Here is a 13,681-nt window from a genome sequence, read left to right as displayed (position 1 = left end):
GATTGGACCATGACGGACTCGACCGACCAACCCCAGGACCGGATCGCGATCATCGGCATCGGCTGTCGGTTTCCCGGCGGCGTCCGCGACCACCGGAGCTTCTGGCGCAACCTGATCGAGGGCCGGGACTGCATCGTCCCGACCCCGGCCGACCGCTACGACACCACCACCCTGGCCAGCCGGGACCGCGCCAAGCCCGGCCGGCTGATCGCCGGACGCGGCGGATACATCGACGGCGTCGACGAGTTCGACCCGGAGTTCTTCGGCATCAGCCCGCGCGAGGCCCACCACATGGACCCGCAGCAGCGGAAGCTGCTGGAGGTGGCCTGGGAGGCGCTGGAGGACGGCGGACAGCTGCCGAGCCTGCTCGCCGGACGCGAAGTCGGCGTCTACGTCGGCGCGTTCACCCTCGACTACAAGATCCTGCAGTTCGCCGACCTCGGCTTCGACACCCTGGCCGCGCACACCGCGACGGGCACCATGATGACGATGGTGTCGAACCGCATCTCGCACTGCTTCGACTTCCGCGGCCCCAGCGTCTCGATCGACACCGCGTGCAGTTCCTCGCTGGTGGCGCTGCACCTGGCCCGGCAGAGCCTGCTGCGCGGCGAGACCGATCTCGCCCTGGCCGGCGGCACCTTGCTGCACCTGGCGCCGCAGTACACCATCGCCGAGACCAAGGGCGGCTTCCTGTCCGCCGAGGGCCGCTCGCGCGCCTTCGACGCGACGGCCGACGGCTACGTCCGGGCCGAGGGCGTCGGCGTGGTGGCGCTCAAACGCCTGGCGGACGCGCTGCGCGACGGCGACCCGATCCACGCGGTGGTGCTCGGCAGCGGCGTCAACCAGGACGGCCGCACCGACGGCATCACGGTGCCCAGCGCCGATGCCCAGGTCACCCTGGTCCGCCGGGTCTGCGCGGAGGTGGGCATCGCGCCGGGCAGCCTGCAGTACGTGGAGGCGCACGGCACCTCCACCCCGGTCGGCGACCCGATCGAGGCCCAGGCGCTGGGACGGGTCCTCGCCGACGGCCGGGCGCCGGGCGCGCGGTGCTATGTCGGCTCGGTGAAGACCAACATCGGGCACACGGAGGCGGCGGCCGGCATCGCCGGGCTGGTGAAGACGGTGCTGGCCCTGAAGCACCGCCGAATTCCGCCGCACATCAACCTGGAGCGGCCCACCGACGCGATCGACTGGGCCGCGCTGCCGTTCGAGGTCCCGACCCGGGCGGTGGACTGGCCCGCGCACGAGGGCCCGGCCCGGGCGGGGGTGAACTCGTTCGGCTTCGGCGGCACCAACGCCCATGTGCTGCTGGAGGAGGCGCCGGTGCGCGAGGCGCCCGCCCCGCCCGCGCGGATGCCCAGCTGGACCGTCCTGCCGCTGAGCGCCCGGGACGAGGCCGGGCTGCCCGAACTGGCCGCCGGGATCCGGCAGGAGCTCGCCGGCGCGGACGGCCCGCCGGTGGCCCTCGCCGACCTCGGCCACACCCTGGCCCGGCGCCGCGAGCACCACGAGCACCGCCTGTCGGTGGTGTACCGGCCGGAGTCCGCGGCGTCGCTGGACGAGGCGCTCGCCGCCCACCAGCAGGGCGAGCCGCACCCCCGAGTGCTGACCGGCCGGCGGCTCGAGCGCGCGCAGCGGCGGCTGGTGTGGGTGTTCACCGGGATGGGCCCGCAGTGGTGGGGCATGGGCCGCGGCCTGTTCGAGAGCGAGCCGGTGTACCGCGAGACGGTCGAGCGGTGCGACGCCGAGATCCGCCGGCAGGCCGGCTGGTCGCTGCTGGACGAACTCGCGCGCGGCGAGGCCGAGTCGAGGATGGCCGAGACCTGGCTCGCCCAGCCCGCCAACTTCGCCGTGCAGCTCGGCCTGGCCGCGCTGTGGCGCAGCTACGGGGTGCGCCCGGACGCGATCGTCGGACACTCCACCGGTGAGGCCGCCGCGTTCCACGAGGCCGGCGTCCACGAACTCGCCGACGCCGTCGCGGTGATGCTGCACCGCAGCCGGCTCCAGCACCGCCTGGCCGGGACGGGCGGGATGCTCGCCGTCGGCCTGCCCGAGGTGGAGGCCGCCCGCCGGATCCGGCCCTGCCACGACCTGGTGTCGGTGGCCGCCGTCAACAGCCCGTCCTCCGTCACCCTCTCCGGAGACCTGGACGCCCTGAAGCAGCTGGCCGCCGAGCTGGAGCGGGAGCAGGTCTTCGCCCGCTTCCTGCCGGTCCAAGTGCCGTACCACAGCGTGCGGATGGACCCGATCCGGGATGAACTGCTGGACGCGCTCGCCGACTTGAAGCCGCACCAAGCCGAAGTCCCGCTGTACCTGACGGCCCGCGAGGGGCGCGCCCACGGCACCGAGTTGGACGCCGACTACTGGTGGCAGAACGTCCGCGAGCCGGTGCGGTTCCGCTCCGCCGTGGACCTGCTGGTCGACGACGGCCACCAGCTGTTCCTGGAGATCGGCCCGCACCCCGTCCTCGGCCACGCGATCCGCGAGTGCCTGGACGGCCGGGAGGCGGCGGGCTGGACGGTGCCGTCGATCCGCCGGGAGGAGGACGAGCCGGAGCGCATCGCCCGCTCGCTGGCCGAACTGCACAACCTGGGCGTCGAGTTGGACTGGGAGGCACTGCAACCCGGCGGCCGCCCGGTGCCCCTGCCGGGCTACCCGTGGAAGCGGGACAGGTACTGGGTGGAGCCGGCGCCGGTCGAGCAGATCCGGCTCGGGCGGCTCGACCACCCGCTGCTGGGCCGCCGCACCGCGAACGTCCGGCCGACCTGGGAGGTCCAGCTCGACCTGGAGCGGCTGCCGTACCTGGCCGACCACCGGATCGAGGACGCCGCGGTGTTCCCGGCCGCCGGCTATCTGGAGATGGCCGCGCAGGCGGTGCGGGTGCTGACCGGCGCCGACCGGGCGGTGCTGGCGGACATCGAGCTGCCCAAGGCGCTGTTCCTCTCCGAGTCGCTGCCACCGACCGTCCAACTGGGCTTCGACTCCGACGGGGTGAGCTTCTCCGTCGCCTCGGTCGGCGCCGAGCGCACCATCCACGCCGCCGGTGTGGTCCGCACCGATCAGCGCCGCGGGCCCGCCGCCGCGCCGGACCTGCCCGCGATTCGGGAACGCTCCGCCCGGCGGCTCGACCGGGTCGGCTGCTACCGGGAGCTCGCAGAACTGGGCTACGGCTACGGCCCGGCGTTCCAGCGCATCGAGGAGGTCTGGATCGGCCCCGGGGAGGCCCTGGCGCGGATCTGCCCGGCCGAGCCGCGCCCGGCGGACGCCGACGCCGCGCACGTCCACCCGACCCTGCTCGACGCCTGCTTCCAAGCCCTGCTGACGCCTCAACTCCTCGGCGAGGAAAGCCCGGTGAGCGGCATCAGGCTCCCGCTGTCCATCGCGGAGGTCAGCCTCGACCGGGTCGGCGACCGGCCGTTCTGGGTGCACGCGACCGTCACCCGGGAGAGCGGGGACGAGCTGATCGGCGACCTCACGCTGTACGCCGAGGACGGCGACCTGCTCGGCCGGGTCACCGGCTTCCGCGCGGCCGGCGTCGAGGGCGCCTCGGCCTCCGCGGGTCTGGCCGCGATCGACGGCTGGCTGGCCGAACCGGTCTGGATCGACCAGCCGTTGGCGGACGCCGACGCGCCGGCCCCGGAGCGGCTGGTGGTGCTCGCCGACGCCGCCGGTCTCGCCGAGGAGCTCGCCGCGCAGGTCCGCGAGCGCGGCGGCGCCTGCCACCTGGTCCGGCCGGGCGCCAACTACCTTCACAGCGACGAAAGTTCCACCGTCCGGCCCGACTCCGCCGCCGACCTGCGCCGGCTGTTCGAGGACCTCGACGACAGCTTCGACACCGTGCTGCACCTGTGGAACCTGGACCTGCCGTCGCTCGACGCCGTCGGCCGGGAGCAGTTGGCGGACTGCGGCACCCTCGGCGGCTGGTCGCTGATCGCGCTCGCCCAGGTACTGCCGTCCGCCCGGCCCGGCGGGCGGCTGCACATCGTCACCCGGGGCACCCAAGCGGTGGTCGAGGGCGAGCCGGTGGAGCCACTGGGCGCGCCCGCCTGGGGCATCGGGCGGGTGCTGTGGCAGCAGGAACTCGTCGCGCAGCGCGGCAAGTTGATCGACCTGGGGGCGGTGGCCGAGCCACACGAAGAGGCGGCGGCGCTGCTGCGGGAGCTGGCGGTGGCGGACGCGGAGGAGATCGCGCTGCGCGGCGAGCGGCGCGCCACCTGCCGCCTGCGCCGGCCCGCCGGGCTCACCCGGCCGTTGCCGCTGCGGCTGCGCGCCGACGGCTCCTACCTGGTGACGGGCGCGTTCGGCGCGCTCGGGCGGCTGCTGTGCCGGACGCTGGTCCGGCGCGGCGCGCGGCGGCTGATCCTGGTCGGCCGGACGGCACTGCCCGCGCGCGAGCAGTGGTCGGAGCTCGATCCGGCGAGTGCGGCAGGTCAACGGGTGGCGTTCCTGAGGGAGTTGGAGGCGCTGGGGGCGCACCCTGTGCCGGTTCCGCTGGACGTGACCGACGAGGCGGCGCTGGCCGACTGGCTGGCGGACTACCGGCGCCGTCAACTCCCGCCCGTACGCGGCGTGTTCCACCTCGCGGGGCAGGTCAGGGACGCGCTGGTGCCCGAGCTGGACCGGGAGGTGTTCGACGCCGCGTGGGAGCCGAAGGTGGTCGGCGCGCACATCCTGCACCGGCACCTGCGCGAGGAACCGCTGGACCACTTCGTACTGTTCGCCTCCATCGCCTCGGTGCTGACCACCGCCGGGCAGACCAACTACGCGGCGGGCAACGCCTTCCTGGACGCGCTGGCCCACCACCGCCGGGCCCGCGGCCTGCCCGCGCTGAGCATCGACTGGGGTCCGTGGGCGACGGGCATGATCGAGGAACTGGGCCTGGTGAGCCACTACCGCGAGGCACGCGGGATGAGTTCGCTGCCCCCGGCGGCGGGCATGGCGGTGCTGGAGCGGGTCATCGGGCAGGACCGGGCGCAGCTGCTGGTCGCCACGGTCGTCGACTGGCCGGTGTTCCAGGCCTGGTACGCCACACCGCCCGCTCTGGTCGCCGAGCTGGCGGCCGCCGCCGACGTCCCGCAGGCCGCCCCGGCCGGGGGTTTCCCGGCCGCTTTCCGGGCCGCCGATGCCGGGGTGCGGCGCCAGTTGGTGACGGAGCGGTTCACCGAGCTGGTGGCGCACGTGCTGCGGGCGAACCCGGAGCGGATCGACCCGGCGGCGGGCCTGAACAGCCTCGGTCTGGATTCGCTGCTGGCGATGGAGCTGCGCGCCCGCACCCAGGCCGAACTGGGCGTCGCCCTGCCGGTGGTGACGCTGCTGAGCGGCGATCCCTTCGACGAGCTGGTCGAGCGGCTGTACACCGGACTGCTGGAGAAGGCGGCGACCGACGGACCCGCGCCGGAGGCCGAGGTGGAGGTGCACACCGACGAGCACCGGTATCCGCTGACGCACAACCAGAAGGCCCTGTGGTTCCTCAAGCACCTCAACCCGGACGCCTTCGCGTACAACATCGGCGGCGCGGTGGAGATCCGCACCGAGCTCGACCCGGAGCTGATGTTCGACGCCTTCCGGGTGCTGCTGGAGCGGCACCCGGCCCTGCGGGCCAACTTCGTGCTGGAGGACGGCCGGGCCGTCCAGCTGATCTCCCCCGAGGCCCGTCCGGACACCGGCCTGTTCGACGTCCAAGGCCGGGAGTGGGACGAGATCCACGGGATGATCGTCCAGGAGTACCGCAAGCCGTACGACCTCGAACGGGACCCGCTGGTGCGGCTGCGGCTGTTCAAGCGCGGCCCGGACCGCTGGGTGCTGATGAAGGCCGTCCACCACATCGTCTCGGACGCGATCTCGACCTTCACCTTCATCGACGAGCTGTTCACCCTCTACGAGGGGCGGCGCCATGGCCGCCGGGTCGAGCTGCCGCCGATGTCCGCGCGCTACCTGGACTTCCTCAACTGGCAGAACCGCCTGCTCGCGGGGCCGGACGCCAAACCGATGCTGGACTACTGGCGCTCCCACCTGCCGGCCGAGACGCCGGTGCTGGGCCTGCCCACCGACAAGCCCCGCCCGTCCGTGCAGACCCACAACGGGGCGTCCGAGTTCTTCCGGCTGGACGAGGAACTCAGCGCCCGCGTGCAGGAGTTGGCCCGCGAGCACGATGTCACGGTGTTCATGGTGCTGCTCAGCGCGTACTACCTGCTGCTGCACCGGTACTCCGGGCAGGACGACATCATCGTGGGCAGTCCGGTCACCGGCCGCACCCGCGAGGAGTTCGGCTCGGTCTACGGGTACTTCGTCAACCCGCTTCCGCTGCACGTGAATCTGGCCGACCGGCCGTCGGTGGCCGAGCTGCTGGGCCGGGTCCGGGAGACCGTGCTGGGCGGCCTGGACAACCAGGAGTACCCGTTCGTGCTGCTGGTCGAGCAGCTCGGGCTGCAGCGCGACCCGAGCCGCTCGGCGGTCTTCCAGGCGATGTTCATCCTGCTCACCCACAAGGTGGCCACCGACAAGTACGGCTACCACCTGGACTACATCGAACTCCCGGAGGAGGAAGGGCAGTTCGACATCACACTGTCCGCCTACCAGGACCGGGCGGACGGCTGCTACCACTGCGTGTTCAAGTACAACACCGACCTGTTCGAGCCCACGACGATGGAACGGATGGCCGGGCACTACCGCAACCTGCTGGACGCGCTCACCCGGTCATCCGCCGAGCAGCCCGCCGACCGGTTGCCGCTGCTCGACGCCGCCGAGCGGGAGCGGCTGCTCGACCGGTGGAGCGGCGCGGGGCGCACCGAGCCCGCCGAGCTGCCGGTGCACGAGCTGATCGCCCGGGCCGCCGCCGAGCGGCCCGAGGCCCTCGCCGTGACCCTCCCGGCGCCGGACGGCACCGTCCGGCGGCTCGACTACGGCGAGCTCGACCGCCGCAGCCGCCGGGCCGCCGGGCAGCTGCGCCAACTCGGCGTCCGGGACGGCTCGGTGGTGGCCCTGTGCCTCGACAAGTCGCCGGAGCAGATCGTCGCCCTGCTGGCCGTGCTCCGGGCCGGCGGCGCCTACCTGCCGCTCGACCCCGGGCACCCGGTGGACCGGCTCGCCTACATGACGTCCAACGCCGGCGCCGTCCTGCTGCTCACCGACCGCGACCGCCCCGAACTGGCCGGCCTCGCCCCGCGGGTGCTGACCCTCGACGAACTGGACGCGGCGCCCGAGGGCCCGGCCCCCGAGGCCGTCGCCCTGGACGCCCCCGCGTACGTCATCTACACCTCCGGCAGCACCGGCCGCCCCAAGGCGGTCCGGGTCAGCCACCGCAACCTGGCCTCGGTGTACGCCGGTTGGCGCGCCGAGTACCGGCTGGACAGCGACGTCCGGGTGCACCTCCAGATGGCCGCCCAGTCCTTCGACGTCTTCACCGGCGACCTGGTGCGCGCCCTGTGCTCGGGCGGCCACCTGCTGCTGGTCGACCGCGACCTGCTGTTCGACACCGCCCGGCTGTACCGGACGATGGTGCAGGAGCGCGTCGACTGCGCCGAGTTCGTCCCGGCGGTGGCGCGCGGCCTGCTGGCGCACTGCGAACGCGAGGGCCACCGGCTGGACTTCATGCGGCTGCTGATCGTCGGCTCGGACGCCTGGAAGGTCGAGGAGCACCGGCGCCTGCACGCGCTGTGCGGCCCCGGCACCCGGCTGGTCAACTCCTACGGGCTGACCGAGGCGACCATCGACAGCGCCTGGTTCGAGGGCCCGGCCGACGGCGTCGAACCGGGCCGGATGGTGCCGATCGGGCGGCCGTTCCCGAACAGCGCGCTCTACGTCCTGGACGAGCACGGCGAGCCGGTGCCGCCCGGGGTGGCGGGCGAACTCTGGGTCGGCGGCGGGGGCGTCGCGGACGGCTACGTCGGCGACCCGGAGCAGACCGCCGAACGCTTCACCGTGCGCTCCCCGGGCGGCCGCCCGGTCCGGCTGTACCGGACCGGCGACCTGGCGCACTGGGCTGCCGACGGCACCGTACGGCTGCTCGGACGGGCCGACAACCAGGTCAAGGTGCGCGGCCACCGCATCGAACCCGGCGAGATCGAGACCCAGTTGGCCGCTCTGCCCGGCATCGCCGCCTGCGCCGTGACGGTGCGCCAGGTCGACGACGGCGGCGGCGTGCTGTGCGCCTACTACGTCCCCGAGCCCGGCGCGCAGCCCGACCAGCGCGAGCTGCGCCGCCAACTCGCCGACCGGCTGCCCGCGTACATGACGCCCTCGCACCTCACCGAGCTGCCCGCCCTGCCGCTCACCCCGAACGGCAAGGTCGACACCGCCGCGCTGCCGTCCCCCCGGTTCGACCCGGGCGACGGCGAACCCGAGCCGCCGACCACGCTGTTCGAGGTACGGATGGCCGCGCACTGGACGTCCCTGCTGGGCGTGGAACGGGTCGGCCTGCAGCACGACTTCTTCGAGGCGGGCGGCAGTTCGATCAAGCTGATCGAACTGATCCACCACCTGCGGACCGAGTTCAACGTCTCCATCCCCGTCAGCCTGCTGTTCGAGTCCACCACGCTGCGCGGCATGGCCCGGACCCTGGAGCACGTCATCACCGGCCGGATCGCCGGCGCCCAGCCGTACCTGCGCTTCAACCCCGGCGACGAGAACGGAACGGTGTTCTGCTTCCCGCCCGCCGGCGGGCACGGCCTGGTGTACCGGCAGCTCGCCGCGCACCTGACGGAGTACCAGTTCGTCGCGTTCAACTACCTGACCGGCGAGGACAAGATCGCTCGCTACGCCGACCTGATCGAGTCCTTCCAGGAGCAGGGCCCGTACACGCTGCTCGGCTACTCGCTCGGCGGCAACCTCGCCTTCGAGGTGGCCAAGGAACTGGAACGCCGCTCCCACGAGGTGCCGCACGTGCTCATCGTGGACTCCTACCGGATCACCGACTCCTTCACCCTCGAAGCCGAGCACCTCGACGCCTTCGAGCGCGAACTGCGCGAACACCTGCGCCGGCACACCGGCTCGGACCTGGTCGCCGAGGAGACGCTCAGCCAGGCCCGGGAGTACCTGCACTTCTGCGCCCGCACACCGAACCTCGGCGCCGTCCGCTCACTGATCAGCGTGATCTCCGACCAGGAGAAGGTCCCGTTCTACGCGGCGGGCAACCAGGGCACCTGGCACGGCAGTTCGACCACCCGGACCACCGTGTTCCGCGGCTTCGGCAGCCACGCCGAAATGCTCGACCAGGACTTCGCCGCCCGCAACGCGGAACTGACGCGCGGCATCCTCACGGGAGGGGCGACCGGTGCCGCAGGGTGACGACGGACCCCGGGTGATCGTCATCGGCGCCGGGCTCGGCGGGCTGGCCACCGGCTGCTACGCCCGGATGAGCGGGATGCGGACCCAGATCTTCGAGAAGCACGTCCTGCCGGGCGGCTGCTGCACCGCCTGGTCCCGCAAGGGCTACCTGTTCGACTACTGCATCGACTGGCTGATCGGCACCGCCCCGGGCAACGACGCCAACCGCGTCTGGCGGGAACTCGGCGCCCTCGACGGGAAGAGCGTCACCAACTTCGACCTGTTCAACCGGGTGGTCGACGAGCACGGCCGGGCGGTGAGCTTCTACAACGACCCGGACCGGCTGGAGCACCACCTGCTCGACCTCTCCCCCGCCGACGCCCGCCCGATCCGGGCATTCTGCCGGGACCTCAGGCGGTTCGCCGCGCTCGACCTGCACCCCTTCCTCAAACCGTCCGCCCTGCAGACGCCCCGCGAGAAGCTCGCCACCCTGCGGAAGGTACTGCCCTCGTTCCGGCTGCTGTGGCGGACGGCGGCGACCCCGCTCAACACCTTCGCCGACCGCTTCCAGGACCCGCTGCTGCGCCAGGCGTTCCGCAACATCCTGTTCCAGGACCCGGACGGCTTCCCGCTGCTGCCCTACCTGTACAGCATGGCCGCCGCGCGCAACCTCAACGCCGGTTTCCCGCAAGGGGGTTCGCTGGGCCTGGCACGGTCGGTCGAGCACCGCTACACCTCGCTCGGCGGCGAGATCGCCTACCGCGCCCGGGTCGAACGCATCCTGGTCGAGGACGGGCGCGCGGTCGGCGTGGAACTCCGCGGCGGCGAACGGCACTACGCCGACCACGTGGTCGCGGCCTGCGACGGACAGACCGCCATCTACCGTCTGCTGGAAGGCCGTTGGACCGGGCCGCGGATCGACCGGCTCTACCAGGACGTGCTGCACGAGCCGGGCACGCTGTTCCCGGCCGTGGTCTCGGTCTTCCTCGGCATCGACGGCGAACTCGACGCCGGCGGCCCGCACTGCACCACCTACCTGCTCCCCGCCGAACAGGCCGCCGAACTGCCCGGCGCCCTCCAGCGCGGCCTGGTGGTGCAGCAGCGCTCGCACTACTCGGACGGCTTCGCCCCGCCCGGCAAGTCGGTGATCCACTGCACCTACTTCAGCGACTACCACCACTGGAAGTCGCTGCGCGGCCGGGACCGCCGGGCGTACCGGGCGGAGAAGCAGCGGGCCGCCGACGTGGTCCGGGGCTTCCTGGAGCGGCGGTACCCGGGGATCGGCGAGCGCATCGACCTGATCGAGGTCGCCTCGCCCGCCACCATGGAGCGCTACACCGGCAACAGCTTCGGCAGCATCCTCGCCTGGAAGGCGTTCTCCGGGGCCGACGACCTGGTGACCAAGCTGATCAACCGGGACCGGATGCGCCTGCCCGGACTGAGCGGCTTCTCCATGGCCGGCCACTGGGCCAGCCTCGGCGGCCTGATCCGCGCGGCGTCCAGCGGCCGGTTCGCCGTCCAGTACCTCTGCGAGGAACTCGGCCTGGAGTTCCGGGCCTGGGAGAGCGACAACCAGGACCCCTGGCACCCCGGCAAGCTCGGACACCTGCCCCAACTCGCCCGCTGGAGCGCGTCGGCATGACGGAACCACGCAGAGAGACCATGATCGTCATCGGCGGCGGCCTGGGCGGACTGTCGACCGCCTGCTACGCACAGATGAACGGCTACCGCAGCACCGTCGTGGAGATGCACGAACTGCCCGGTGGCTGCTGCACCGCCTGGGACCGCGGCGACTTCACCTTCGACTGCTGCGTCAGCTGGCTGCTCGGCTGCGGACCGGGCAACGAGATGCACCAGATCTGGCTCGAACTCGGCGCCCTCCAGGGCAAGCAGATGCGGCACTTCGACGTCTTCAACATCGTCCGCACCGAACACGGCGAGGTCTACTTCTACTCCGACCCGGACCGGCTCGAGGCCCACCTGCTGGGCATCTCGCCCCAGGACGCCCGCCCGATCCGGGAGTTCTGCGCCGGGCTGCGCAAGTTCCGCGCCTGTCTGGCGAGTTACCCGTTCCTCAAGCCGGTCGGCCTGATGGGGACGGTGGAGCGCTGGCGGATGCTGGCCGGCTTCCTGCCCTACTTCAACGTCGTCCGGCGTTCCATCGGCACCCTGATGACGGACTACTCGGCGCGGTTCCGGCACCCGCTGCTGCGCGAGGCGTTCAACTACATCCTGTACGAACGCCACCCCGCCTTCCCGGTGCTGCCGTTCTACTTCCAGCTGGCCAGCCACGCCAACCTGTCCGCCGGCGTCCCCGAGGGCGGCTCGCTCGGGCTGGCCCGCTCGATCGAACAGCGCTACCTGCGGCTCGGCGGCGAGATCCACTACAACGCCAAGGTGACCGAGGTGCTGGTCGAGGACGACCGGGCGATCGGCGTCCGGCTCAGCGACGGGCGCGAACTGCTCGCCGACATCGTGGTCTCCGCCGCCGACGGCCGCACCACCCTGATGGACCTCCTCAAGGGCCGCTATCTCGGCGACACCTACCGGGAGTTGTACACCAGCACCATCACCCAGCCCGGCATGGTCTTCCCCGGCTACGTCACCGTCTTCCTCGGCCTGCGCCGCCCCTTCCCCGAGGGCGATCCGTGCGCCACGTACCTGCTGGACCAGGACCGGGCCGACGCGCTGACCGGCATCCGCCACCCCAGCATCAACGTCCAGTTCCGCAGCCGGCACTACCCCGAACTGTCGCCCCCCGACTCGACCGTCGTCTACGCCAGCTACTTCTGCGACATCGCCCCCTGGCGGGCCCTCAGCACCGGCCCCGAACAGGCCAGCCGGGTGCGCCGCGGCGAGGAACTGCACACCCTGCCCACCGGGCGCGGCAAGGCCTACCAGACCGCCAAGCGCCAAGTCCGGGACACCATCGTGGACTTCCTCGACCAGCGCCACCCCGGCCTGAAGGCCGCCGTCGCGGTCAAGGACGTCTCCACCCCGCTCACCCAGGTCCGCTACACCGGCAACTACGACGGCACCGTGCTCGGCTGGCAGCCGTTCGTGACCAGCGGCGAGACGCTGGAGACCGAGATGAAGCGCAACGGCCCCGTACTGCCCGGGCTGCGGAACTTCTACCTCTCCGGCGTCTGGGCGACCACCGGCGGCCTGATCCGCGCCGCCGCCGCCGGACGCCACGTCATGCAGTTCGTCTGCCGCGACGACGGCGTGCCGTTCCGCGCCGAGATCGACCGCAGCGCACCCCTGCCCACCCATGTCGTCATCCCCGTAGGCCGTTGAGTCGTTGAGTCGTTGAGTCGTTGAGGAGAACAGCACCGTGCAGATCGCCAAGTGGGTCGTCCAGGAACACCTCGACGGAGTGCCCGATGCCCGACGGATGTACCGGAAGGTGGTCGAGGACACCGACATCCGACTGCGGGACGACGAAATGCTGTTCCGCACCCGCTACCTCTCGCTCGACCCCTACCTGCACGGCATCACCCTGGACACCCCGATCGGCGACCTGATGGGCGGCGACGCCGTCATGGAGGTGGTGGCGGCCGGGCCGCGCGCCCGGTTCGCGGTCGGCGACCTGGTGCAGGGCTACGGCGGCTGGTGCACCCACCTGGTCGGCACCGGGGAGGCCCGGCTGTGGCAGACCGGAACCTTCCCGATGATCTTCCCCGACTACCGCCGCCTCGACCCCGCGCACTACGACGACACCCTGCCGATCAGCACCGCGCTGGGCATCCTCGGCGGCCCCGGCATGACCGCCTGGGGCACCCTGACCAAGTTCATGACCGTCCGCCCCGGCCACACCGTCCTGGTCAGCGCCGCGAGCGGCGCCGTCGGCTCGCTGTTCGGACAGCTCGCCAGCCGGGCCGGCGCCCGCGTCATCGGCACCACCAGCTCCGAACAGAAGGCCGACCACCTCACCGGCCTCGGCATCGAACCGCTCCTCTACCGGCACGGCGACCACCCCGACCGGATCGGCGAACTGCTGCGGAAGGCCGCGCCCGACGGCATCGACCGCTACCTCGACAACCTCGGCGGCGCGATCACCGACGCGGCGTTCACCATGCTGAACGTCGACAGCCAGGTCGCGGTCTGCTGGCAGTGGGCCACCCAGGTCGGCAACGACCACACCGGGCCCCGCCTGCTGCCGTACATCATGTTCCCGCGCACCACCGTCCGCGGGATCTTCGCCCCCGAGTGGTTCACCGAGCCCAACTGGACCGCACTCCGCACCGAGGTCGGAAGCCTGGTCCGCAGCGGCGAGATCTTCCACCGCCAGACCGTCCACCAGGGCTTCGACGCCATCCCCACCGCCTACCAGAGCCTGTACGGTGAGGCCCGAACCGCCAACCGGGGCAAGGTAGTTGTCGAACTCTGAAGCACTGCCGCCCCCTCGGAAAGGACA

The 13,681-nt window shown here is 72.3% G+C and carries 4 protein-coding genes; all 4 read left to right on the top strand.

Annotation, left to right across the window (positions count from 1 at the left end):
* Nucleotides 1-9 precede the first annotated feature (9 nt).
* Genes ACFYST_RS01070 through ACFYST_RS01055 form a run of 4 tightly spaced genes read left to right on the top strand, consistent with a single transcriptional unit; the run spans nucleotide 10 to nucleotide 13,654 of the window.
* On the top strand, nucleotides 10-9,285 hold the full coding sequence (locus ACFYST_RS01070; protein WP_387858990.1) for an amino acid adenylation domain-containing protein: 9,276 nt from the start codon (nucleotides 10-12) through the stop codon (nucleotides 9,283-9,285).
* Complete coding sequence (locus tag ACFYST_RS01065) at nucleotides 9,272-10,906, top strand: phytoene desaturase family protein (protein ID WP_387636140.1); 1,635 nt, start codon at nucleotides 9,272-9,274, stop codon at nucleotides 10,904-10,906. Before ACFYST_RS01070 ends, ACFYST_RS01065 begins: the two co-directional genes overlap by 14 nt.
* Before the next feature lie 20 nt (nucleotides 10,907-10,926).
* The gene (locus tag ACFYST_RS01060) at nucleotides 10,927-12,561 is read left to right on the top strand and encodes a phytoene desaturase family protein (protein ID WP_387860042.1); all 1,635 of its coding nucleotides are present in this window, start codon (nucleotides 10,927-10,929) and stop codon (nucleotides 12,559-12,561) included.
* Nucleotides 12,562-12,598: 37 nt separating this feature from the next.
* Nucleotides 12,599-13,654 carry an MDR family NADP-dependent oxidoreductase gene (locus ACFYST_RS01055; protein ID WP_387858988.1) on the top strand — a complete coding sequence of 352 codons (1,056 nt, stop codon included), beginning with the start codon at nucleotides 12,599-12,601 and terminating at the stop codon, nucleotides 13,652-13,654.
* The last annotated feature ends 27 nt before the right edge of the window (nucleotides 13,655-13,681 follow it).

The sequence above is a fragment of the Kitasatospora sp. NPDC004614 genome (assembly GCF_042873675.1).
GTDB lineage: Bacteria > Actinomycetota > Actinomycetes > Streptomycetales > Streptomycetaceae > Kitasatospora.
This window is presented reverse-complemented; position numbering and strand designations above follow the sequence as displayed.

Coding starts and splice junctions, on each gene's coding strand:
- ACFYST_RS01060 (WP_387860042.1), top strand. CDS start 10,927: ATGATCGTCATCGGCGGCGGCCTGGGCGGACTGTCGACCGCCTGCTAC.
- ACFYST_RS01070 (WP_387858990.1), top strand. CDS start 10: ATGACGGACTCGACCGACCAACCCCAGGACCGGATCGCGATCATCGGC.